This is a genomic window from Paenibacillus sp. KACC 21273, assembly GCF_028736095.1.
Classification (GTDB): domain Bacteria; phylum Bacillota; class Bacilli; order Paenibacillales; family Paenibacillaceae; genus Saccharibacillus; species Saccharibacillus kyungheensis.
Genome location: NZ_CP117876.1, coordinates 3,123,816 through 3,147,956, shown reverse-complemented (window position 1 = coordinate 3,147,956; position 24,141 = coordinate 3,123,816). Strand labels below are relative to the sequence as shown.

Below are 24,141 nucleotides of genomic sequence, written 5' to 3'. Positions count from 1 at the left end.
GCTACATTATACTTTAGGTACAGCTACCATTCGTTCTTTGTTTTGCTTCGGTGTAACACTTCCTACAGGCTCACGTTTATTTTTATCATTAGATAGTCCAAAGATCGAAATAACCGTAATTAATAATACAATAGCACTTAAGAAGTAATACGTATTTTGAAAACCAATACTGGTGTACATATTACCTGCAATACTTGAAAAGACAACGATTGCTGCTTGTTTGGCAAAGTTAAATGCTAACAAATAGATTGTAGCAGACAAACGAATATCGAACACACTTGTAATGTATTTGAAGATAGATACTAACAATAACGGCATTTCAACAGCAGCGATCAGACGTAGCAATGATAAGCTGACAGTATCTGTTGCGATAGCGGTTCCAAAAATACGTACAAATGTAAGTAATCCGAATAACAGGAGTCCATTTTTAGCGCCGATTTTGTTAATAATAAATGGCATAAAGATCATCAATATCGCTTCTATTGCTGTCTGTAACGATACCAGTTCACTAAAGCGCTGTGTACCTAGTGAAGGAGATGCAAAAAATTGATTGTAATAGTTTGGGAACTGCTGATCAAACACATCGTATACACTGGCTGTACCGACAATCAGTAGAGACAAGAACCAGAAGTTTTTAAGTTTGAAAATCGAAAATACACGTTCTTTTGTAATTTCACTGGAAGCTTCGTTGGAATCCGCAGGTACACCTGCTGCACTCGCAGAAGGATCAACTTTGGCTGTATGCAATAGAATCCCTAGTACAGCCGCAGAACAAGAAGCGAACCAGAAAATACTAATTGGATTATACAGATACATCATTCCACCGATTAATGTTGCCGTAGCACCAGCTATCGAACCGAACAGACGTACACGACCATATTCAATTGAGCTTGCACGACTTGCACGCTCAATATACGCTTCGACAACCCCAACGCCACCCTGAAACACAGCACTCAGGTAAATACCGCCAATAATCGCGCCTACCCAAATATTATATTGAAGAAGTGGAATAAATAAAAAGGTGAAGAAAGGTCCCATAAATAAAGCAACAATAACAACAAACCAGAATAGATTTTTACGGAATCCTAGTTTATCCGAGATCACTCCGAAAAACGGTTGATAACATAAAGCAATTAACGAAATCGCTGAAAAGACAAGTCCAGTATGGCTAGCATCAAGTCCTGCTTCTTCTTTTAACCAGATCGGTAAGAACGCAAGTACAACCGCCCAGATTAAAAAGTAGAAAAAGAACAATCCGCCGAAATTCCAAAAATTCCATTTTGGTAATTTGATATTGTTTAACTTCATGATTCATTCATCTCCGTATCCATATCGTTGTCTCTATTTATAAAAGAACAAAATCTGTATTTAAGAACATCTGTATTTAAAATCAAACCAAGTCTTTATTTATGAACGAACAAATCCTGCATCAGGAACAGGTTTACCAAAATTCGGTGTACCATCTTCATTCCATGTAATTACTTGTGCGCGTGTATGACGGTTAGGATCATATAGCGGATCGCCTGTAATTTCAGTGTAATTACGTCCATGATAGACAAGTACATCATGTTGATCGTCTTCTGTACGGGTAAAGCTATTATGACCAGGGCCATATTGTCCATTTTCAGCAGCACTTGTAAATACTGGTTGTGGTGATTTGTGCCATGAGCTCGCATCTAACAAATCGCTATTCTCGTCAGCAGTCAGTAGACCCATGCAATAGTTCTCATCGGTAGCGCTTGCAGAATACGTAATAAAGATTTTACCGTTACGTTTAAGTACAGCAGGCCCTTCATTTACAAGGAAACCAATCACTTCCCAATCCAGTTCTGGCTTGGTCAACATCGTATATGTTCCTTTAAGTGTCCAAGGATTTTCCATTTCCGAAATGTATAAATTAGAGTTGCCCGGAATATCATAATCGCGTTGTGCCCATACATAATACAATTTGCCTTGATGTTGGAAAGTGGTTGCATCTAGTGCAAAAGATTCCCACGCTGTAACAACTTGTCCTTTTTCAACCCATTGACCTTCTAAAGGATTAGCCGCATCTGTCTCGATCACATACATACGGTGATTAAACGTACCATTCACCGGTTCAGGTACATCGGCAGCAGCAAAGTAGATATACCATTTCTCATTAATATAATGAAGTTCTGGAGCCCAGATTAAGTTGCTTAGAGGTCCTTGATCCGGTTTGCGCCATACGGTTACCGCAGGAGCATCTGCTAATCCTTGAATCGTCTGAGCACGTCTTACGTCTAGTCGATCATATTCAGGTACAGAAGCAGTGAAATAGTAATATCCATCTGTATGTTTGTAGATCCATGGATCAGCACGTTGCTCCACAATCGGATTTTTGAATTCAGGTAAGTTGGTCATGATATCGTCTCCTTGAAGTGAGGTATAGCATTATCCTGATTTCTTTTCAGGTAACGCTTACAAATTTAATATTAAAAATATGTACGTACATTTATAGTTTATATAAACATTAATAATAAACTGATACATACACTAATTTTCTAAATAGTAGCACTTATTTAAACATATTTCAAGAATATTGATCAAATTAGATCATATACTTGTCTGCAATCGTTATTTTTCAGTACTAAATGTACGTACATGTAGGTAGATCAAGAAAGTAGTAAAGAATATGAACCATTTGGTCGATAAAGTATATATATAGGCAAATGTCAGATTATATTGTTCGAGGAGCTAATCATAATGAAAATCGAATTGATCGTATTTTATGTAGCAGGTCAAGCTTACGCTATTAACTTTAATGAAATTGATGAAATTCAAACTGCTAAAAAAGGAACACCATTGCCATTTTCAGAAGATTGGCATGAAGGATTAATTACAATTCGTGGAGCATTATATCCGTTGGTTAATCTGCGTAAAGTACTAGCTGTTTCTTATGAAGAACCTAAAGAAACAGACAAAATGATTTTGCTTCGCCGTACTCGTGTTGCTTTATTGGTAGATGAGTTAGACAACACAGCAACTGTAGAAGAATCCGAATTAAAAGAAAATCCAGAAGCAAATAGTCGCGATATTTTACCAAATGCTTTTGAAGTGAATGGCAAAATTATTCCGATCGTTAATGTAGAATCTTTGTTGTCTTATACACGTAACGCGTACGTCTAAACATATGCTTAAGTAAAAGAACATCATATTTTGCATCTACAGCAAATAAAAAAAGCGCCACATGCTTATTGCAGGGCGCTTTTTTGTACTTAAAATAGTACATAAGGATATGCTTGATATCTTTTTATATTAAGAAAGTAATGATTCTGCACTCTCCACATACATTTCTGTACCTCTAATGCGAGATACCTGATCAGAAAGTAAGAAAAATACAAAATTAGCCACTTGCTCGGATGTTATTTATAGACAATATCAGCCAGATTCCAAGAGCTGTACCACCTGCTTATTCTATTTATTGAGCGGTCTGTTAAGCTGTACTATGAGTTGCCGTATGGTGAATGATAACCATGTAAATGAAGTCAATCAAGATGATAAAATAAAGATATTTTTATTTATACGCCATTATTTCGAGCGCAAAGTTCCTTAATTGACGAAACCGGTATTAACTACTAAAATGGCTGTATTCTAAATATGTGAGAAGTTCACTATACCCAAAAATATATCAAGGAAGGTGTGATGATCATACATACAATATTGTTTGTGACTGATTTATATTATCCCGCCAAAGGAAGAAACTATTATGAAGAAGATTTGTTTTTAACCTCAAAATTAAGAGAAACTTTTCATCTGGTTATTTGTCATCCCGAAGATATTGCAGCATTTGAAGATCATGCAGATTTAATCGTTTTTCGAAATGCAGGTCCTGTTGCTAATTTTAAAGTCAAATACGAAGCATTTCGTAAACGAGTTATTGCTAAACATTTAAATACGTATAATTCGTTGGATGGAAAAGCGGACATGAACGGGAAAGAATATTTGATTGAATTAACAAATGCTCAACTGCCTGTTATACCGACTATTGATACTATTGATCATTTGGACAAACTTCCTCAGGGGCATATGTATATTATAAAACCTAAAGATGGAGCAGATTCGGTTGGATTGAAGTTTGTTGAAAAAGATAAACTGGTTGAAGAAGTGAAGGCTCATTCAAAAGATACATTAATACAGCCATTGATCAATTTTGAATATGAAGTTTCTTTTTATTTTATTGATAAACAATTTCAATATGCGCTTTATGCACCCGATAAAGATAAGCGATGGGAATTAAAAGAATATACACCTACTGATAAAGACTTGCATTTTGCTAAACGTTTTATTGAATGGAATAATATCCATTGGGGTATTCAACGAATTGATGCTTGCCGAAATGAACAAGGAGAACTCTTGCTAGTCGAATTAGAGGACTTAAATCCTTATCTGTCTTTGCTAGAGCTGTCTGAAGAAAAGCGGAATAACTTTGTAGAAGTGATGAAAGATTCTTTGCAAAAGGCTTTAAAAGGTTAAAGAAAAGAAGTAGTTCAATGAACTGCTTCTTTATTTTTGTAATTAAAAATATATCTTTTAACTTATATTGTAAGCGTATACTTTTAATTCAATACAGAATCAGGGTATGATAAAAGGAGAAATGAACACGTTAACAAAATAGATTATAGGAGGAAGTTAAAGATGAGCTTACGTCCCAATGAATCATTTTACAACAATCCTATTATTCATGAAGATTATTCCGATCCTGATGCTATAGCGGTAGGGGATAATTTCTACATGGTTGCTTCTAGTTTTGCACATGTTCCGGGATTACCGTTACTTCATTCTACAGATCTTGTGCATTGGAAATTAATTCATTATATTTTGCCAGAGCTCCAATTTCTTGAAGGATCGTCTGATTATGATTTACCCAGACATGGAGAAGGTGTATGGGCTCCTAGTCTTCGTTATCACAATGGGCGCTTTTGGGTGTTTTTTAGCACACCAGATGAAGGGATCTTTATGTGTTCCGCCAAAGAACCAACCGGCCCATGGACAGCACCGCATTTATTGAAAAAAGTAAAAGGATGGATCGATCCATGTCCATTTTGGGATGAAGATGGACAAGCGTATCTTGTTCATGCTTTTGCTCATAGTCGTACAGGGATTCGGAGTAAGTTACAAGCATTCCGTATGAGTGCAGATGGTCGTGAACTTCAAGGGGAAGGGCAGATCATTTATGATGGTGGATTAGTGCATCCAGTTATGGAAGGGCCTAAATGGTACAAACGGGAAGGCATGTATTACATATTTGCTCCTGCGGGCGGTGTCAGTCATGGTTGGCAAGTCGTGTTACGTTCGGAGCATATTTTTGGACCTTATGAAGATCGAATCGTACTTCAGCAAGGCAATAGTCATATCAATGGCCCTCATCAAGGAAGCTGGGTAGAGACGACAGCGGGAGAATCGTGGTTTTTACATTTTCAAGATAAATACGCTTATGGGCGGATTACTCATCTTCAACCGATGGAGTGGAGCGATGGGTGGCCAATTATCGGGCAATATCAATCAGGTGATACAGCAGGCGAGCCGGTGGAAATGTGGCGTATGCCTGTTGTTCCTCCGTCGACAGCATCTGAAGATTCCTTGAGTTCCCGTTATTCATTGTATGATGAACAGATTCAACTTATCAGTAGAGCGACTATGGCATTTGGATTACAGTGGCAATGGCAAGCTAATATTCAAGCAGACTGGTATGCTACTGATTATGAACATCAAGCAATACGATTATATGCTTGTTCATTTCCTTCTCAGTTAGCAAATGTGACTGATCAAGCGTTATTGTATGAAGCGCCTCAATTGTTATTACAAAAATTACCTTCGACAGATTTTACAGCAACTACATGTCTACATGTCTATCCTCAATCTGTTACCGAACGATTCGGAATGACGTTATTTGGACGAACATATACGTATTTAGCGATAGAGAAGAATGCAGAGCAACAATATCGATTATCGTTGATCCGAGGTTATACCCATCAAGATGAAGATGGACAAGAGCTAGAGCATCCTGTAGAAGAGGAAGTATGGCATACTATACTTGATGATCTGGAAGCCATTTCTTCACAACCGTATATGCCTAATCCTATCTATATGCGTGTATCGGTATGGTTAGACAATGAATCAGCCCATCATTTGTCACCGATCAGTGATGCGAGGGAAGATCAGATTCCAGTCTCGATTCTGCATGCTGCTCAATCTCAGTTTAGCTATAGTCTGGACGGTACGAATTTTGTAGATATTCCATATGTAGCATCAGTTCATCCAGGGCATTGGGTCGGATCCAAAGTAGGGATATTTGCAGTTGATCTTAACAAAGTCAGTGAAATAGTCCAATCAACAGATCAAGATCAAGGTACGATAGGATATGCGGAGTATAGCCTTTTTGTGATAGAGCAACAGAGTTAATATAACAGATTAGTGCAAGTATTATAATTTGATTGTTGCACATTTATTATAGCCATAGGTCAGACTTCTTAGGATAAGCATAAGAAGTCTGATGTATGGCTTATTTGAGGTCTACCTTATTTGTATATATTATCGTCTTCTATTGGTATGAAGCATTAACAATCAATATCTAATCAAAGGGTAGAGATATTGCGAAATACATGATCAAATCCACGTTGGGAACGCTCCCATAATAAACTTGTCGAATCTGTTGGAGATTCTTGGGTTAGAATTTCTTGCGTGACCACGCCTGTATAGCCGATATCTTGCAAAGCTTGTAGAAAAGCAGGCAGATCAATCACACCTTCAGCAGGATATAATCGATCATTATCGAGAACTTGATCAAGTGGTACGTCTTTGGCATCATTAATATGCACATGAACAATCTGATCTGTGCGTAATTGACGAATATCATCTGCTGTAAATTCAGTGGTATAGCAATGATAAGCATCGACCAACAAGCCAACATTACTACGATCGATCCCATCAATCATTGTCAGTGTATCTGCAACCGTATGAATAAAGGGATGCTTCCACGCAGTACGCAAATGATGAGGGCCTACAAATTCCAGTCCCAGTCTAATACCGTAAGCATCTAAGATCGAGGCAATCTGGCGCAGACGTACAATACTTTGTGCCATGTAGGTAGCAGGCAATTCATCTGTTGCAGGTAAAATATATGTACAACAAGATTTACATCCAAGCAAAGAAGCATGATAAGCGGTGACAGCAAGTGATGTTAATTGTTCACGAAAAATAGCATCGGTCTGACGCCACTCTACAGGTAGACCGATAGAGCCTACGATAACATGGTGATCTTCTAGCAATTGACGTGTTCCTTCCAAACCATGATCAGCAATTAGTGTATCTGTATTGATATCTACAGCACCGAATCCATACTTACGAGCAGAACGTACTAATTCCTCTGTTGAAATAGAACCTAATCCAGCCTGACTTATTCCTTTAATCATTGTATGATCATCTCCAAATTGTACAGGATGGTTATACTATTCGTGTTGTAGAGAGTGAACTCCTGTATGATATCCAGATTATAGGATATATTCTGGTGCAATTTTGATTACAAAGATCATTCGTTTATAATAAAATGTATTGATTTGTTGGCAAATTGCAGTAAAAGCAGTCTTCTTGGTGCCAATCATAACAATACGCTCACAAATACAATGATAGGGATGAGCATAGAACGAATTTGTTTTACAAAGAAAGGATTTTGCAAATTATGACTATATTACGTCGCAAATTCTGTCTGATAGGTATTCTTTTGACGAGTACAATGTGGATAGTAAGCGCATGTTCCAATACGTCAAAAACGATCTCTCCTGAAGTCTATTCTGTTCCACTACATGAGAACTCCGGTTATGTCTCTTCTGCAAATATAGAATCTTCTCCATCGGCTTCCACAGATGCCAAAGCAAAAGCAGGCACAACGATTGATTATGTATTTACTTCGGAAGGGCAGAAGCCCGATCAGTTGATTATAAATCTGATCAATCAATCACAAGCTACGTTGGATGTAGCGATTTATAATTTATCACGCGAATCGATTATTCAAGCATTAGTAGAAGCGCAAAAGCGTGGTGTACAAGTGCATATTTTGACAGACAAAACAAAAGTAGAAAAAAAATCTCAGATCAAAGCGTTACAAGCCCTAGTGGATGCAGGAGCCATGATCAAAATTAATACATTTGAAGGCAAAATGCATGAAAAAATGCTAATTGCTGATCGTAAAATAGCAACAGTAGGATCATTTAATTATACAGACGAATCGAGCGAAGAAAATGATGAAGTATTAGTAGCTATCCATGATACTAATCTAGCAGAGCAATGGGTTACCATTTTCAATAATATGTGGAATGATGATAAACGATATCAGATATGGACAGCGGATAAGTAAGATTTATCAATCGGGAACTGATTGTTAATTTATTTCAAATAAAGCTTATGTATGATAGTGAGTATCACCATAATATTGAAAATTTAAATATTCCTTTTATTGTATATTTGACTTGAAAAATGGTTTTTACTACAATAAGAAAATATACTTCCTGTGTGGGGAGTATATTTTTATTCATTTTTGTAAGCGTATACAAAATAAAAGGAGGTAACGTTATGAATCTATGGTCTACAAGGAAAAAATGGGTACCCCTTGTCTGCGGGTCAGTATTATTGTCTTCACTCATCATGCCTGTACAGATGTCCTCGGCGGCAACTTCTAGTACTCCATCAGAAATGAATATAGCTGCCAATACGTCATTTACGCCCGGTGCAGTCTGGAATGATACCAGCGGTGTACCTATTCAGGCACATGGTGGAGGCGTACTGTATAACCAGCAAGATCAGACTTACTACTGGTATGGAGAAGATAAAACAAATGGATATTTACCTGCTCGCGGTGTTCATGTGTATGCTTCCAAAGACCTTTACAATTGGGAGGATAAAGGGCTAGCTTTGACAGCCATTGAATCGGAAGATGATTTTACAAATGATCCATTGATTTCTAAGCTATATGCTGGACGTAAAGATACTGCTAACATACTTAACGATATTGGAACAAACCGAATTATAGAACGCCCTAAAGTAATTTATAATGAGAAAACTGGTAAATATGTAATGTGGATGCATACTGACGGGCCAAGTGCTACATCGACAGCGAACTATGCCAAAGCTCAAGCGGGGTATGCATTATCTGATTCACCTACAGGGCCTTTTGTCTATGGAGAAGGGCATCGTATGGATCGAGCTCCCAAAGATGCAGAATATAACGGACAACCGGATCAACCCGGTATGGCAAGAGATATGACTCTTTTTAAAGATGATGATGGAACAGCATATCTCGTCTATTCCAGTGAAGAGAATTTGACGATATATATTTCCAAATTAAATGATTCTTATACTGATATTACTGGCTGGCATAAAGAAGGCAACGTAGAGCGGGATCAAGAGTATCAAGCTGTATATGGTGAAGACTATGTACGTGTATTCCCGGGAGCGCAACGTGAAGCACCTGCGATGTTCAAGCATAATGGCAAATATTATATGGTGACATCAGGAGCAACAGGATGGGACCCGAATGTGGCTAAGTATACAGTAGCAGATCATATTTTTGGCCCATGGGCACCTTTGAAAAACTTTGCACCTGCGAGTCAGACTACATTTGATTCTCAAAGTACACACATTCTTCCGGTAGAAGGAGCACCCGGTACATTTATTTATATGGGGGATCGCTGGAAAAAAGATAATCTTAAAGACTCACGTTATATCTGGTTACCGATAGAGATTACTGATGATGGATCTATCGTACTCAACTGGCGTGATCAGTGGACATTAAACGATAAATAACGTTGTCTAGTTAGCTATGATTTACATCTATTTCACATGATTCGTTATCGCCTTTAATCTTAGAAGAGTAGGATAAACATAAGCTCTTATTACAGAAAGAAGGCGATCAATCATGATTAGTCAGATGCTGAAGCCCTTACTGAGACAAGTTAAGAAATATGAAGTCACTCCTATGCAGACAGCTACTATGCCTGAACCGCCTCATGAACCTGAAGAGACATTGACCCTGACCGATCTTCTTCGTAGTGCTCCTCATGTTACAACCAAGCAGACATGTGAACAGACATTGAAAGTTATGTTCAGTTATCCAGAAGCTGAAAGTATTGTTGTATGCGATAAGCTACATCGTCCGGTAGGGTTGGTGATGTGCGGTCGTTTTTTCTTTCGAGTTAATGGACGTGCAGGAATGGACGGATTCTATATGCAGCGTGTAGTCAAATTAATGACTCAAAAACCTCTTATCGTGGATGTGAGAGCTAGTGTAAGTGATGTGCAACAGCGAGCAGAACAACGTGCTGAATATTTCCGCAATGATAGTATTATTGTTACGGAGCAAGAACGTGTATTAGGTATTATTACAGCGACTGATCTACGCCACGGATATCGAAGTTAACAAAGACCAGTTCTTATTGTTTCATTCTTACCATAATGTTAATGAAAGCTGTCCTAAAGGGCGGTTTTTTTGTATATTATTATTCAAGATTTGGTAATCACGCTTGAAGCACATATATGGTAAAATACATATAACCTATTTCAATCAAAGGAGCAGATACATATGAAAATTGAAGATATCTTTGGAGAACTGCCTGTATTGGAAACGGAAAGAATGATTTTGCGTCCGATTACAATGGATGATGTAGAAGACATGTATGCTTATGCTTCCGATCCAGAAGTCACTCGCTATGTCACCTGGCACGCTCATCAATCGATAGAAGAAACAAAACAATTTATTTCATTTTTGCTAGGGAAATATGCAGAAGGTGCTGTTTCTCAATGGGGTATTGAACATAAAGAATCCGGTCGCTTAATCGGAACAATGGGATTTATTAATTGGAACACCAAGCATTTCAAAGCAGAAGTAGGGTATGCGCTTTCCAGAGAATTTTGGAATCGCGGATATACTTCGGAAGCGATGGAAGCCATTCTTGACTTTGGCTGGAATCAGATGAAGTTGGTACGAATTGAAGCACGTTGTATGCCTGATAATATCAATTCTGCTCGTGTAATGGAGAAGGTTGGTATGAAGTATGAAGGCTTAATGCGCAAAAACTTATATGTAAAAGGTAGATTTCACGATGCGAAAATCTATGCTATTGTTGCTGATTAATACGCTTACCTGATCAAAGGAGTTTGTTCTATGACTATTTCTACTACAGTAGAATTAACATTATATCGTCCTGAATATCTTGCAGACCTGACTCAATTTCATTTGCCAGAAGAACAACTTCAATTTACAGCTTTACCTGTCGATTCATTAGAAGAAGCGCTGACTGATCCGCAGCGTTATCCGATAGTGATTATGACTGAACGTGAAGTGGTTGGTTTTTTTGTGTTGCATACAGGACAGGGCATTTTGGATTACGATGATTATACAGATACTCTACTTGCAGAAGTGATGCTGATTCGAGCATTATTGATCGATTCCCGATATCAAGGTAAAGGGTATGCCAGACAAGCGATGGAGTTATTACCAGCATGGGTTAGATACCATTTTCCATTTATCCATGAGTTATTATTAGCAGTTAATGAACGTAATGTAGCTGCGCAACATACTTATACGGTTGCAGGTTTTAAAGATTTGGGTCATCGTCCTATAGAATTAGCAGGCCCTCAACGAATAATGCATTATTTTTTGTAAATGGAGGCGTACGTTAATATGAGTGTCGTTCGATTTGAACCGATCGAAGAACAGCATTTGCCTGAAGTGCTGTCGATTTATAATCATTATGTAGAACATACAACAGTCTCTTTTCACACAGAGACGTTATCACTAGAACAGATGCGCGCACAGATTATGAATGTACCTGCTCATTACAAATCATATGTGATTATAGATGAATCGTCTTCAGATACCGAATCGGCGTCTTCTTTATCTAGCTCCGGTATTGCTGGATACATACTGATGACTCAACACAAAAATAAGCAAGCATATGATGTGACCGCAGAAGTCACTGTATATCTCAAGCCCGGACAGACGGGACGAGGATTAGGTGGCAAATCTCTTTCTTTTCTCGAACAAGCGGGTATCAACAGTGGATTTCATGTACTGATTGCGACAGTTTGCACAGAGAATGTAAACAGTATCGCTTTATTTGAACGTTATGGTTATGAGAAATGTGCACATTTTCGTGAAGTCGGTTATAAATTCGGTCGTCGTCTCGATATTGCAAGTTACCAGAAAATTATCGGTTAATTATAATGGGAAAAGACAATAAAAGTCTTAATTACATTTGAATAGTATAGTGATAATGAAAGTACCTGCTGGATTGAGGTACTTTTATTACACCCTGTAGTCCTTAACTTGTAGTCCCAAAATGAAAGGAATGTAGATCATGTTTTTGAAAAAGCAAACCGTACACAAGCAGGGGCAACAGTATACTTACTATCGTATTGTAGAATCTTATCGAGACGAACAAGGCAAAAATAAACATCGTACTGTTAAATACATAGGCAGATTGTCAGATGAAGAAGTGGTTACGATCACCCGTCAATTAAAAGAAAATGCATATCCATTTGTAGAAGGAAATAGACTATCCCATCAGGAGAACAAGCAACAGACTCATATGTTATCCAGTCAAGTATGGGTTCCTTTATCATTGACGATTATGACTTATTTACCAGCACATCTTAAAGAATGGATGGTAGCTGAACACGATACTCTTATTATTGTAAAAGAAGGTCAAGCAGAAGCACAGATTCAAGGTAGCCGCTTACCGATCCATGCCAATCAAGTTTTATTTTGCCCTGCTGGAAGTGGTGTATTTCTGTATAATGTTTCTTCTCAACCGCTGCAAGTGTTCAAATTAATATTTACATCTCATGATCCCAGTTCTTCTAGCTGGTCTACTATGCATCTACCTTCTATTATTGCGACACATTCGCCTTTGGAAATTCAGCGTTTATGCAAAGAATGGTTAGAGCTGACCGAGTATTCAAAAGAAATGTCTGTAGAAAAACAGATCTATAGTCAGTTATTATTTTACCAATTGCTACATCTGATATGGAATGATCAGTCAGTCGCTACCGAAGCCAGTCATCTGACACTGATCGAACAAGCTGTTCATTATGTAAAAACGCATTATCGTGAAGAGATTCGTCGTGATGTTATCGCTGCTCAATTAGGAATTACACCTGAACATTTTTCAAGAATATTTCGTAAGTATAAAGGTTGTTCTTTTACCGAGTATGTATACCGCTTACGTATGAATATAGCTAAAAAAGATTTGCAGTATTCTAGTGCAAGTATCAGTGAAATTGCCAAACGTAATGGATACCCGGATGAGCATTATTTTAGTCGGCGGTTCAAACGATTATTTGCTTTATCACCCAAGCAGTATCAATCTGCTAAAAAGCAGTATGCTGCATGGAATTATCCTTTTACAGCCATGTTATTGCATCTGAATATCGTTCCTCAAGCAGGTTACCTTGAATCATGGAAATGGGACATTTATCATCGCAAGCTTGATCTCAGTACTATGAATATTCTGCATACTGATCTAGATCAATCGATCCAGCTTATGAATATGTTACAGCCTGATCTTGTATTTGCTTATCAAGACAATGCAGGTAAAGAAATGCTTGAGGAATATGTACCTTTACAAACGATTCGAATTGACGATTATGATTGGAAGCAACAATGGCTATGGTTAGCTGAACAAGTAGGAAAAGTAGAGCAAGCAGAGCAGTGGTTGTATGATTGGAATGATCAAGTAGAGCAAGCGAAAACATATTTAGCAAGCCATATTCCATCTGATCAGACTGTAGGTATTTACAAAATTGTCTCTGAAAAAATATATGTATATGGGGATCAGCGAAGTATGGGCGGGCCCCTTATTTATCGAGAGTTAGGTCATCAGCCACCTTCAATCGTACAAGAACGTATTATCGATCAGCATATCATTTGTCAGCATATTGAAAGTTCGGAACTGAATGAGTATGCAGCCGATCATATGATTGTGATTCATTATCCGATAGAAGGGGAAACGGCTGTGCTGATCGAACCTGTCATACAATCAGCAGCATGGTCTCAATTACCAGCTGTACAGAACAAGCAAGTGTATGTGATGGATCGTAATATTTTTTATGGATTTGATCCTTGTTCACTTGAAGCTCAATTACAGTTGTGGTTACAACAGTTCCCATCATGATCGTCATAACAAATGATCATGTTTGTGCATAGACGCGATAAATTAAACTTGATATGATTCCAACTGATAATGATTATCAATTAAATATCAGGGGGAAATTATGAATTATTGGATAAAGATAAGAAAAAGTATGATGTCGTATACGATATTACTGCTAACCGTAGTATTGCTTGCAGCTTGTAGTAACAATAATAAGGTGTCATCTGTAGAGGCTACTAACACAGCAACATCAGCTTCTACAAGAACAGTGGAGACTGCAAAAGGGCCTGTTACGATTCCAACCCATCCACAGCGAGTCGTATCCACATATTATCATGGTACATTAATTGCACTTGGCATTACTCCAGTAGGCGCTAACAAAGAATGGTGGATGGGCAGTCCATTTTTGAAAGAGCAAGAAAAAGGTATAGCAGATATCGGTACACCTACATCTTTAGAAAAAGTAGTTGAGCTAAATCCCGACTTAATCATTATTAATGATTTTGATGTGGAGAAGTATGATGAATATTCCAAAATTGCACCAACAATCTATATTCCTTATACGGCATATCACAATCCTCAAGAAGAGATTCAATTATTAGGCAAATTATTAGATCGACAACAACAAGCACAAGCATGGTTAGATCGTTATCATCAGACAGCGATGGAAGCCCGCGAACAAATCAAAGATATTGTAAAACCGGGACAAACAGCGACATTATTAAATGTACGTGGCAAAAAATTGGCTGTGTTGGGTGAAAATTATGGACGCGGTGGATATGCTATTTATGACGCGTTGCAATTAAAACCTTTAGATATCGTAAAAAAAGAAGTGATTGATAGTGATGCTCAAATTAAAGATATTTCATTAGAAGCATTACCTGAATATGCGAACTCTGATTATATTTTTATCTGTTTTAACAATGAAACTGAACAAGCTGATATCAGTTCAGTATTGGATAACTCGCTCTGGAAAAACTTACCCGCAGTGAAAAAAGGTCATGTCTATACATTGCCGTATGATGTATTCTCTTATTATGATCCTGAATCTATTATCGGGCAGATTGGATTAATCAAAGATATGCTCATAGATAACAAAAACTCTTAAACTCTTCATTTTATGATTTCTATTTTCACAATAAGATTACAAGATACTTGATATAGTTATAGAGAATGATTTCTCTTGCTGTATGAAGTATCTTTTTTTGTTTGGTTATTAATTAGCGCAACAACTGAATTTCGTGAACATAGCATGGTCTGGTATGATAAAGGATAAGTGAAAATAGAGTAGATACAGCAACAAGGAGGAACAGAGATTGAAAGAACATATTTTAATCGTAGAAGATGAACATAAAATTTCTCGACTGCTACAGATTGAGCTTGAAGCAGAAGGGTACGATATTTCACAAGCCTATAATGGAGCGCAAGCATGGGATTTGTATCAAGAAAGTACGTATGATCTGATCTTATTAGATGTGATGCTTCCTGAAATGAATGGAATCGAAATTCTCAGACGTATTCGTGATATGGGTGGATTGACACCGGTTATTTTATTGACTGCCAAAAGTTCTGTTGAAGATAAAGTATCCGGCTTAGACTTGGGAGCTAATGATTATATTACCAAGCCTTTTCAGATTGAAGAATTGTTAGCTCGTGTGCGAGCCGCTCTACGTCAGCGTCCACAGCCTTCGGCTACAACAGATCACAATGAAGACGGTACATGGTTAACAGTAGCTGACCTCAAGCTAAATGAAGGAACAAGAGAAGTGATCCGGGGCGAACAACAGATAGAACTTACTCCGCGTGAATTTGATTTACTGGCTTATCTGCTCAAAAATAAACGTCAAGTGCTTAACCGCGATCAGATTGTGACCGCTGTGTGGGGGTATGATTATTATGGAGATACCAATGTAGTTGATGTCTATATTCGTTATGTCCGCAAAAAAGTAGATCAAGATCCTGAGCGGGAACTTATTCATACTGTTCGCGGAGTAGGGTATGTGATCAAGGATAACAGTTAGAAGAAAGGATACCGGATGAAGCTAAGAAGTAAAATACATTTGTATTCTTCGGTCTTATTTGCGTTGTTATTTATTTTGACCAATCTGCTCGTCTATATCGTATTTAGCCGTCTATCGATTAATGAACAATTGGTAAGAGTCGAATCGCAAACAAATAAAACAGCAGATAATATTAGACAAATTGCAGGATCAATGACTACGGCTGAATTGCTTCGTGCCTATGTGCCTGTAGATGGTATGATTCGGATCGTCACTGAAAAAGGAAATAACTCATTAGTGGTGACTTCTTCTTCAGAACAAGAACTAAGTAAACGTACGGTCACATATAGCAAAGAATTACAAGCCGAAAAGATTACGTATCAAGCCAATGGATATGTATTTGTATCCATTCCTGTTATCTGGACAGATGGTTCTGTAGTCAATGTGCAGGTAACCGAAAGCCTGCATCAGACGGAAAATTACTTACAAGTGCTACGGATTGTATTGATTACTGTTACAGGTATTGCGATGATTCCGGTCATTTTATCCGGTCATATTTTGGGACGAATTATTATGCGTCCGATCGGAGCAATGACTTCAACCATGAGTGAGATTAAGCGAAGTGGACGATTCAAGCGATTAGCATTAGATCCTAAGTCGAAAGACGAATTGTTAGAAATGGGTCAAACATTTAACGCGATGATCGATTTATTAGAGACAAATTATGATAAGCAAAAACAGTTCGTTTCCAATGCTTCTCATGAACTCAAAACACCACTCACGATTATCGAAAGTTATGCCAGCCTACTAAAACGCAGAGGAATGGATCGACCGGAACTATTCTATGAATCTGTCGATGCTATTCATTCAGAAGCAGTACGGATGAAAGAAATGACCGAGCAATTACTATTATTAGCCAAGCATAAAGAACAATGGAACTTATCAATAGAACCTATTAATCTAACAGAAGAAGTGGATGAATTAGTCAAACGATTCCACAATGCGTATCAACGTCAGATCGATGTAAAGGTTGCACCTGAATTACTATCTAAGCCTTCTTTATTGGTCATTCAAAATGATGCGGGCAAACTGCGACAATTGTTATTTATTTTGCTAGACAATGCGCGTAAATATAGTGAAGATCATATTGTGATTGAACTTGGGGAAGATTCACCTGCTTCAGATGATTCCGGTACTGTGACGATACAGCGTCGATGTATTCGAATTATCGATCAAGGCATAGGGATTCCAGAAGCAGAGCTATCCAAAGTGTTTGACCGCTTTTACCGGGTCGATGAAGCACGTAGTCGTACCGATGTAGGTGGTTCAGGGTTAGGTCTGACATTAGCGTTAGAGATAGCAGATGCAATTGGAGCGACAATACGTCTAGAAAGTGTAGAAAAGAAAGGCACAACAGCGATCGTTTCGTTACCGACTATTTTTGTACCGGCAACTACAGTATTCTCAGCAAATTCTAATAAAGATTCTGTACAATGACAATGCAATTAGAAATTATATTGGGGGAAGTGATCCTTAGATGCGACGCAGAGAGATGCATAGAACAGTAGCACCGTCATCTACGAATACTTTATCTGCTGTAATTAAAGATAAACGATGGTGGATAGCTGGAGCAGTCGTGATTTTATTAATTCTGATGTTTGTTATGACATTATGGTGGAAGTCTATCGCACAAGCAAGTCCAGCGCTAACATCCACACAAGCCAAAAATGTAGTGCTCAAGCAATATCCGGGTAAAGTCACCGAAACTGCATTAAATAACGGAATCTATACAGTACAATTACAATCAGATCAAGGTATGTATCAGGTTCAAGTAAACGGAAATAGTGGAGCGATTCAATCGATTCAACAGATCGGACAATCGGCAGTAGCGACAACGACAACACCAAATAGTACTACGAATACCGATTCATCTAACTCAAATTCAACTAATGATTCGAATTCGTCAAGCTCGGCTGTAACAGAGCCTACAACAGCTACTAATCCAACAGAATCTACAAATGATAGCAGTAATAGTACTAATTCATCATCTTCAGAAGGATCGACAGACACTAATAGTAATCCGGCGCCTTCTACGGATGATTCATCCTCTGCTACAACAAATGAAGATGATCATCGCAATGACAGCGGATCAGATAACAACCAACCGCAGGTTAATGAGCAACCGGGTGTTACTCCTGATGCTACCGTACCACCGGCAGGCGCTCCTGTACCGCCTGTAGACAACCGCGAACACAAAGATGATCGTAAAGGCAAAGATAAAGGCAAAGATAAAGGCAAAGATAAAGACAAAAATAATGCACCCAAACCAGCACCTGTATTAATATTGAAAGAAAAAGATGCAGAAAGAATTGCTCTTACTCAAGTACCAGGTAAAGTCGATGATACCGACTATGAAGATGATGAAGATAAAGGTCAATCGTATTATTTAGTCGATATTGATACACCTGATGAGCGAGAAGCAACAGTACAGATCAACGCTGTGTCTGGAGCAGTAATGTCCGTAACGTGGGACGATGCAGACGATTCAGATAACGAAAAATAACAATAGTAACAAGCATATCGCCTTTCTCATCAAATTCTAATCTTATTGTAATCGACATCTCATTTGTAAGCTTTATATTAATAACAGAGGCAAGAACAAATGAAATTCAATAACAATATTACTAGGAGGAACTATCACATGATGAACAAAAAACTAGGTATCGGTGTATTATCAGCAGCAATCGCTTTGGGAACAATGGGAACAGTTACAGCAGCTACAACGAATAATTCAAGTGACTCCAACAGTACAACAGCAACAACTAGCAAGTTAATTGGTGAAACAAAAGCGAAGCAAATCGCATTAACGAAAGTGCCTGGTGGTACTATTGACGGTGTTGATTTGGAACGTACTAATAATGGAAAATTGTATTATGAAGTAGACGTGGACAAAGCAAATTCAAATAAAGATGTAGACGTTCATATTGATGCTGTAAACGGAACGGTATTAAAAGTAGTCAATGATGATAATGACGACGATGATAACAACAGCCAAGCTACCAATAATGCTAACAATAAAGTTAAAACGGCTGCACAAGCTAAAGCAATCGCTCTAAAAGCAGTTAAAGGAACTGTAACTAAAGTAGATCGTGATAGCGATGATGGTAGAGTAACTTATGAAGTAGACTTGAACATTACAGGTGGCGAAGCTACAGTTGAGATTGATGCCGCTACAGGTAAAGTACTATCTATTGATAAAGATTATGACAACGACAATGACGACTACGATAACGATTAATATAATATGTTATAGGTAACATCGATATGCGACGATAAACAATATAAATGTACTATCAATCAGCTCTTATTCTGCAAATGATCTTAGGATTATTTTACAGAGTAAGAGCTTTTTGCTACACTGTAATACATAATTTACTTAACTATATAAAAAATAAATAGATACTTTTATAGGATTTTATTGAAAAAAAATATAGGATCACCTAAAATTTATAACTAATAATACGTTAAACAATTACTTAATAGGTTAATAAATAGATATCTGTTATTGTAAATGAATAAAAAAGATAGTGAATATGGGAAGGAAGAAAGAGTACTCATGCATAAAATTAGAAGAGACAAAACAATAGAAGGAACGACGATTCCGGGATTTATCCGTAATGGACAATACTTTTATATCAATGTAGATATTTATGAAGATGGAATGGTGAATTGCTGGGAGCTGGCGGATCTTAAAGGAGTACGTGACAAAATCGATTTAGAATGGTTAACACCGCAGGTGCCTGATGGAGAATCAATTTCTATTTTTGGTCTGGGTGATTATAAAACAATCAGTGGTTCTTGGAACCATAATGCACATACCTACTATGACTACATAACTAACATCGTGCAGCAACTGAATCCAGGTATGGATAACATCTACGAGATTTCATTTGCCGAAAAAATGAAAAACGAAAAATACAAAATCGTTCAATCTCCATATGCACAAGACTTTTATGTAGAATCAGAAGTAGGGTACAAAGTCGTCACAGGAGAAGGCTTTTTTATTTTTATGAAATATGAAGGTGCCAATTATCTAGTGTATTTAAGCGTATACAAAGATGGAACTATAGAATGTCAAAATGCCAGCTTTCAAAAAATGTTGAAAATAGAAGAGTTAGAAGAATTATTTAGCAACGGCACTTTTTTTACAGAATTAAAAGAACCTACAGTCATTACGCTCGATCGTCTAGGTGATGTAGTGATGGTGAATGGCAGTTATATTATAGATATTACCGATAAATACAAGCAAGTACTAGATATTTATCAAAAATTGAACAAACATCCGGGATTATTAGATATTTGTCGTAAGCGTTATTATAAATATTTAGAACATCCGACAGAAGAGCATAAAGAAGATCTTCGGATAGCTTATGAAGCGATTCCTGAACATGAGCGCATGTATCTAGGTGATATGGATAATCGAGATGAGGATTATATCCGTATTTTATATACAGAAGAGAAAAGACAGGTCTAAATATAATAAACCCCCTTTTCCTATGGATATGGAAAAGGGGTTTATCTTATGAACGAATCATCGCTGTGGTGAGATCGTTCAATCGTTAGATTGAATGTATTCATAGTCCATCCTTTATTATAACGTGTGATGTTCAAGCAGATCATACCGATTGCGAAGCTCTAAGTGAAAACGGATGCTTTGCAGCAGAACTGGATTATTCTCAATCTCTGCTTGTTCAATACGTTCTTCTTTCACTGGATCGGGACTGCACAGAAATTGGGTCATCCATAGAGATAAGTTATTATCGTTATTCATCGTAAACCCTCCTCGGATGAAATAATTGGATCAAGCTGTTTATCTATCACAACAAAAACGAAGTTTGGATAGAATCGATATCGTTTCTGTATAGTTATTATATCGTGCCTAGTTTAACAAAATGTGATGCGTAGCTTAAAATAACATTAAATTCTTAAAATTATTTTATAAATTAAAAGTAAATTTGTATAATAAAACCATTTATCACCTTTTATATCCTCATGTATGCCTTTCTTATTCTATTATTCGCATTATCTAAGATTTTGGATGTATCTATCCACCAGCCTTTTTTATCAAAAAAAGCGACTAGCCCGATGAACATCATCCGGTATAGTCGCTTTATCCATATTCATAGGGTAGTACTTATTCAGCACGAGTAGGGGAAAACATAGACGATTCACGTACAATGAGACGATGAGGAACAATATGACGCTGTGAAAGTAGACTATGATCATCACCACGAATCGCTTGAATCAATGCTTGAGAAGCTGTATATCCTAGATGATAAATACCGATATCAATACTGCTTAATGGTGGAGTCGATAACTCGGACAAAGCAATATTGTTAAAACTAACGATAGAGATATCTTCAGGAACTTTATATCCCAATTCATGCAATCCGCGCAAAATTCCAAAGCTTACAATATCATCGACAACGACTAATGCAGTTGGACGTTCAGGCAAATTCATAAAAAAAGACATCGCCCGATAACCACTTTCCTGCAAAAATTCACCTTCAACGATCCAATCATCCCGTAGTGGAAGTCCAGCTTCTTTCAAAGCTTGTTGATACCCGCTCATACGATCAATCGATACAACCAATTCCGAAGGGCCACTAACAAAACCAATCCGCTGATGCCCTAATTGGATAAGATGTCGGGTAGCATCTGCTGCGGCTTCGATGTTGTTAGTATCCACAGAAAGGACATTAGCATGTTGCTCACTACGTCCAATCAATACAGTAGGGAACTCTTTTTCACTAAGAAAATCAACAACAGGATCATTTTGACGAGAATAGAGCAAAATAGCACCATCGATCCGTCCGCCAAATACCAATCTTGATACCGCATCGACTTCTTCTTTTTCACTAGCACCCGAAGTTAACACTACATCATATCCACTTCGATTGGCTTGTGTCACAATACCACGTATTAATTCCATAAAAAAAGTATTCAAAAACAACTCTTCCGCAGGCTTGGGCAAAATTACACCCAAACTTTTGGTTGTTTTGGATACCAAACTTTTTGCCATCATATTCGGATGGTAGCCCATCTCCTCCATAATCTCTCTCACTTTTTCTGAGGTAGCATGGCTGATTCGCGGATGATTAGACAATACACGCGAAACGGTAGAAGGAGATACGCCTGCTCTTTTAGCGACATCTTTGATCGTAACCGACATGTGTACCTCCCTGGTCATGGTTTTTGGAATATAAATAACCATCACTATCTGTGTTATCTATGTTAAAACATATGCTATATAGATGTAAACTGCAAAATATACATCACATAAAAGAAAATAGGCGATATTTTATGATTTTCAGAGAAATAGATAGCATATAAGCATTTATATTTAGAAAAAGCCTGAATATGGCGTTAAATTGTTTGTGCAAACGTTTTTACAATTCCCATATTTCAGTTATGATGGATTTGCTGGATAAAGCGCTTACTTATAACATCATTTACCTTTAGTGGTGATTATTAGAATTTTATGACTGGAGTAAGGGGTATCATATGCTAATATGAACAAACGTTTGCGCAAATGATATAGTGAAAGTACATAGGCAACATAACCCTGGATAACAGTACATAATCATAGCGCTCGCCATCATACTATAGAGCGGAGGAAAAAAAGAATGATGAATCGCAAAAAGTGGGGAATCATGAGTTGCTTGTTAATCATGATGTTACTGGTATCGGCTTGTAATAGTGGGGGAGCAGGCACGACAACACCGGGGGCAGCAACCGATTCTCAAGTACCAGCAGATCAGCAAGAAATGGTTCCTGAAGAAGGCGCTAAGCTAACAGTATGGGATAGTGGCGATCAGAAAACATTTATTGAAGCAGCAGCGAAAGCATTTAAAGAAAAATATAATGTAGATGTTAGCTTTGCAGAAGTAGGACCGGACAAATCAATGGGGCAAATGGTTACAGATGGCCCTGCTGGTGTAGGTGGCGATGTATTCGCTGGTGTTCATGATCAGATCGGTCAAGGGGTATCGGCAGGGGTCGTATTGCCAAATGACTGGTTCGAAGAAGATACCAAGTCCCGTAACAGTGAAATTGCGATCAAAGCGTTAACGTATGACAATATGTTATATGGTTATCCGAAGTCTGTGGAGACTACAGCAGTTTTCTACAACAAAGATTTGATCAAAGAAGTACCGCAAGACTGGAACGGTGTTATTGATTTTGCCAAAACATTCAACGATACCAAAGCTAATAAATTTGCGATCATGTGGGAAGTCGGTAACGGTTACTATGTATTCCCATTTATCGGTGGATACGGTTCTTATGTATTCGGTAGCGATGGTACAGATGCCAAAGATATCGGCTTAAACAATCCAGCAGCAGTAGAAGCAGCAACATTTATTCAAGGATTGAACAAAATTCTGCCACTGAAAACATCAGATATTAATGCAGATATCAAAAAATCACTATTTACTTCTAACAAATTAGCGATGAATATTAGCGGGCCGTGGGATACAGGTTCACTGAAAGAATCGGTTAAAAATATCGGTGTAGGTATGTATCCGAATCTACCAAATGGTAAACCGATGACACCTTTCTCAGGCGTAAAAGCTTATTTTGTAAACGCTTATACGAAGTATCCGAATGCTTCTAAATTGTTTGCAGACTTTATTACTTCTGAAGAATGGCAGACCAAGAACTTTGAGATGAATGGAGCACTTCCATCCAATACCAAAGCCGCTGCAAGTGAGCAAGTACAAAGTGATCCGATTGCAACTGTCTTCTTGAAGCAATTTGAAAATTCAGTTCCAATGCCTTCGATTCCAGCAATGGCGCAATTCTGGTCTCCGATGGAAGCAGCGATGTCTTCAATCTGGAATGACAATAAAGATCCAAAAGCAGCACTGGATAATCTAGTTAGTCAAATGAAGAGTAATATTGAGACAGGGCAATAA

Annotated in this window: 22 protein-coding genes; 17 read left to right on the top strand and 5 right to left on the bottom strand. The window is 37.7% G+C overall.

Going from position 1 to position 24,141, the window contains the following annotated elements:
• Positions 1-6: 6 nt before the first annotated feature.
• The gene (locus PQ460_RS13700) at positions 7-1,308 is read right to left on the bottom strand and encodes an MFS transporter (protein ID WP_273615990.1); all 1,302 of its coding nucleotides are present in this window, start codon (positions 1,306-1,308) and stop codon (positions 7-9) included.
• A 99-nt stretch (positions 1,309-1,407) separates the two neighbouring features.
• Positions 1,408-2,382: a glycoside hydrolase family 43 protein gene (locus PQ460_RS13695; protein WP_273615991.1), complete on the bottom strand. Its 975-nt coding sequence runs from the start codon at positions 2,380-2,382 to the stop codon at positions 1,408-1,410.
• 342 nt (positions 2,383-2,724) lie between these two features.
• Between PQ460_RS13695 and PQ460_RS13690 the strand changes: the two genes are divergently transcribed.
• The 3 genes from PQ460_RS13690 to PQ460_RS13680 all read left to right on the top strand — a co-directional run bounded on the left by PQ460_RS13690 (position 2,725) and on the right by PQ460_RS13680 (position 6,423).
• On the top strand, positions 2,725-3,147 hold the full coding sequence (locus tag PQ460_RS13690) for a chemotaxis protein CheW (RefSeq protein WP_204824337.1): 423 nt from the start codon (positions 2,725-2,727) through the stop codon (positions 3,145-3,147).
• Positions 3,148-3,669: 522 nt separating this feature from the next.
• Positions 3,670-4,494, top strand: coding sequence for a hypothetical protein (locus PQ460_RS13685; RefSeq protein ID WP_337994011.1), 825 nt, complete (start codon positions 3,670-3,672; stop codon positions 4,492-4,494).
• A 162-nt stretch (positions 4,495-4,656) separates the two neighbouring features.
• The gene (locus tag PQ460_RS13680; RefSeq protein ID WP_274170151.1) at positions 4,657-6,423 is read left to right on the top strand and encodes a glycoside hydrolase family 43 protein; all 1,767 of its coding nucleotides are present in this window, start codon (positions 4,657-4,659) and stop codon (positions 6,421-6,423) included.
• A gap of 173 nt (positions 6,424-6,596) precedes the next feature.
• Here PQ460_RS13680 and PQ460_RS13675 read toward each other — a convergent pair whose 3' ends face one another.
• Positions 6,597-7,433, bottom strand: coding sequence for a sugar phosphate isomerase/epimerase family protein (locus PQ460_RS13675; protein WP_274170150.1), 837 nt, complete (start codon positions 7,431-7,433; stop codon positions 6,597-6,599).
• 266 nt (positions 7,434-7,699) lie between these two features.
• Between PQ460_RS13675 and PQ460_RS13670 the strand changes: the two genes are divergently transcribed.
• The 13 genes from PQ460_RS13670 (at position 7,700) to PQ460_RS13610 (ending at position 20,699) form a co-directional block, all read left to right on the top strand.
• Positions 7,700-8,374, top strand: a complete 675-nt coding sequence (locus tag PQ460_RS13670) for a phospholipase D-like domain-containing protein (protein WP_274170149.1) — start codon at positions 7,700-7,702, stop codon at positions 8,372-8,374.
• A 215-nt stretch (positions 8,375-8,589) separates the two neighbouring features.
• On the top strand, positions 8,590-9,819 hold the full coding sequence (locus PQ460_RS13665) for a glycoside hydrolase family 43 protein (RefSeq protein ID WP_274170148.1): 1,230 nt from the start codon (positions 8,590-8,592) through the stop codon (positions 9,817-9,819).
• Positions 9,820-9,931: 112 nt separating this feature from the next.
• Entirely contained in the window at positions 9,932-10,432 is a 501-nt protein-coding gene (locus PQ460_RS13660; protein WP_274170147.1) for a CBS domain-containing protein, read from the top strand.
• 162 nt (positions 10,433-10,594) lie between these two features.
• Complete coding sequence (locus tag PQ460_RS13655; RefSeq protein ID WP_273615998.1) at positions 10,595-11,146, top strand: GNAT family N-acetyltransferase; 552 nt, start codon at positions 10,595-10,597, stop codon at positions 11,144-11,146.
• 30 nt (positions 11,147-11,176) lie between these two features.
• Entirely contained in the window at positions 11,177-11,677 is a 501-nt protein-coding gene (locus PQ460_RS13650) for a GNAT family N-acetyltransferase (protein WP_274170146.1), read from the top strand.
• 18 nt (positions 11,678-11,695) lie between these two features.
• Complete coding sequence (locus tag PQ460_RS13645; RefSeq protein ID WP_274170145.1) at positions 11,696-12,232, top strand: GNAT family N-acetyltransferase; 537 nt, start codon at positions 11,696-11,698, stop codon at positions 12,230-12,232.
• Between the two features lie 139 nt (positions 12,233-12,371).
• Positions 12,372-14,186, top strand: coding sequence for an AraC family transcriptional regulator (locus tag PQ460_RS13640; RefSeq protein WP_274170144.1), 1,815 nt, complete (start codon positions 12,372-12,374; stop codon positions 14,184-14,186).
• Positions 14,187-14,286: 100 nt separating this feature from the next.
• Positions 14,287-15,273 (top strand): ABC transporter substrate-binding protein, encoded by a 987-nt coding sequence (locus PQ460_RS13635; RefSeq protein WP_274170143.1) that lies wholly within the window; start codon positions 14,287-14,289, stop codon positions 15,271-15,273.
• 208 nt (positions 15,274-15,481) lie between these two features.
• Positions 15,482-16,186 (top strand): response regulator transcription factor, encoded by a 705-nt coding sequence (locus PQ460_RS13630; protein WP_273616003.1) that lies wholly within the window; start codon positions 15,482-15,484, stop codon positions 16,184-16,186.
• 15 nt (positions 16,187-16,201) lie between these two features.
• Positions 16,202-17,662 carry a sensor histidine kinase gene (locus PQ460_RS13625; protein WP_273616004.1) on the top strand — a complete coding sequence of 487 codons (1,461 nt, stop codon included), beginning with the start codon at positions 16,202-16,204 and terminating at the stop codon, positions 17,660-17,662.
• A 55-nt stretch (positions 17,663-17,717) separates the two neighbouring features.
• Positions 17,718-18,728 carry a PepSY domain-containing protein gene (locus PQ460_RS13620; RefSeq protein ID WP_274170142.1) on the top strand — a complete coding sequence of 337 codons (1,011 nt, stop codon included), beginning with the start codon at positions 17,718-17,720 and terminating at the stop codon, positions 18,726-18,728.
• Positions 18,729-18,866: 138 nt separating this feature from the next.
• Entirely contained in the window at positions 18,867-19,463 is a 597-nt protein-coding gene (locus PQ460_RS13615) for a PepSY domain-containing protein (protein WP_274170141.1), read from the top strand.
• A gap of 318 nt (positions 19,464-19,781) precedes the next feature.
• The gene (locus tag PQ460_RS13610; protein WP_273616007.1) at positions 19,782-20,699 is read left to right on the top strand and encodes a DUF7638 domain-containing protein; all 918 of its coding nucleotides are present in this window, start codon (positions 19,782-19,784) and stop codon (positions 20,697-20,699) included.
• 117 nt (positions 20,700-20,816) lie between these two features.
• On the opposite strand, the gene PQ460_RS13605 is transcribed toward PQ460_RS13610, so the two are convergent.
• Together PQ460_RS13605 and PQ460_RS13600 are read right to left on the bottom strand one after the other, a co-directional pair.
• The gene (locus tag PQ460_RS13605; RefSeq protein WP_273616008.1) at positions 20,817-20,996 is read right to left on the bottom strand and encodes a hypothetical protein; all 180 of its coding nucleotides are present in this window, start codon (positions 20,994-20,996) and stop codon (positions 20,817-20,819) included.
• A gap of 363 nt (positions 20,997-21,359) precedes the next feature.
• Positions 21,360-22,397 (bottom strand): LacI family DNA-binding transcriptional regulator, encoded by a 1,038-nt coding sequence (locus PQ460_RS13600; RefSeq protein ID WP_273616009.1) that lies wholly within the window; start codon positions 22,395-22,397, stop codon positions 21,360-21,362.
• A gap of 454 nt (positions 22,398-22,851) precedes the next feature.
• Between PQ460_RS13600 and PQ460_RS13595 the strand changes: the two genes are divergently transcribed.
• Positions 22,852-24,141 carry a sugar ABC transporter substrate-binding protein gene (locus PQ460_RS13595; RefSeq protein WP_273616010.1) on the top strand — a complete coding sequence of 430 codons (1,290 nt, stop codon included), beginning with the start codon at positions 22,852-22,854 and terminating at the stop codon, positions 24,139-24,141.

Bases quoted from the DNA above. Each gene is read 5' to 3' on its own strand.
- PQ460_RS13700 (WP_273615990.1), bottom strand. From the start codon at position 1,308: ATGAAGTTAAACAATATCAAATTACCAAAATGGAATTTTTGGAATTTC.
- PQ460_RS13695 (WP_273615991.1), bottom strand. From the start codon at position 2,382: ATGACCAACTTACCTGAATTCAAAAATCCGATTGTGGAGCAACGTGCT.
- PQ460_RS13690 (WP_204824337.1), top strand. From the start codon at position 2,725: ATGAAAATCGAATTGATCGTATTTTATGTAGCAGGTCAAGCTTACGCT.
- PQ460_RS13680 (WP_274170151.1), top strand. From the start codon at position 4,657: ATGAGCTTACGTCCCAATGAATCATTTTACAACAATCCTATTATTCAT.
- PQ460_RS13675 (WP_274170150.1), bottom strand. From the start codon at position 7,433: ATGATTAAAGGAATAAGTCAGGCTGGATTAGGTTCTATTTCAACAGAG.
- PQ460_RS13670 (WP_274170149.1), top strand. From the start codon at position 7,700: ATGACTATATTACGTCGCAAATTCTGTCTGATAGGTATTCTTTTGACG.
- PQ460_RS13665 (WP_274170148.1), top strand. From the start codon at position 8,590: ATGAATCTATGGTCTACAAGGAAAAAATGGGTACCCCTTGTCTGCGGG.
- PQ460_RS13660 (WP_274170147.1), top strand. From the start codon at position 9,932: ATGATTAGTCAGATGCTGAAGCCCTTACTGAGACAAGTTAAGAAATAT.
- PQ460_RS13655 (WP_273615998.1), top strand. From the start codon at position 10,595: ATGAAAATTGAAGATATCTTTGGAGAACTGCCTGTATTGGAAACGGAA.
- PQ460_RS13650 (WP_274170146.1), top strand. From the start codon at position 11,177: ATGACTATTTCTACTACAGTAGAATTAACATTATATCGTCCTGAATAT.
- PQ460_RS13645 (WP_274170145.1), top strand. From the start codon at position 11,696: ATGAGTGTCGTTCGATTTGAACCGATCGAAGAACAGCATTTGCCTGAA.
- PQ460_RS13640 (WP_274170144.1), top strand. From the start codon at position 12,372: ATGTTTTTGAAAAAGCAAACCGTACACAAGCAGGGGCAACAGTATACT.
- PQ460_RS13635 (WP_274170143.1), top strand. From the start codon at position 14,287: ATGAATTATTGGATAAAGATAAGAAAAAGTATGATGTCGTATACGATA.
- PQ460_RS13625 (WP_273616004.1), top strand. From the start codon at position 16,202: ATGAAGCTAAGAAGTAAAATACATTTGTATTCTTCGGTCTTATTTGCG.
- PQ460_RS13620 (WP_274170142.1), top strand. From the start codon at position 17,718: ATGCATAGAACAGTAGCACCGTCATCTACGAATACTTTATCTGCTGTA.
- PQ460_RS13615 (WP_274170141.1), top strand. From the start codon at position 18,867: ATGATGAACAAAAAACTAGGTATCGGTGTATTATCAGCAGCAATCGCT.
- PQ460_RS13610 (WP_273616007.1), top strand. From the start codon at position 19,782: ATGCATAAAATTAGAAGAGACAAAACAATAGAAGGAACGACGATTCCG.
- PQ460_RS13605 (WP_273616008.1), bottom strand. From the start codon at position 20,996: ATGAATAACGATAATAACTTATCTCTATGGATGACCCAATTTCTGTGC.
- PQ460_RS13600 (WP_273616009.1), bottom strand. From the start codon at position 22,397: ATGTCGGTTACGATCAAAGATGTCGCTAAAAGAGCAGGCGTATCTCCT.
- PQ460_RS13595 (WP_273616010.1), top strand. From the start codon at position 22,852: ATGATGAATCGCAAAAAGTGGGGAATCATGAGTTGCTTGTTAATCATG.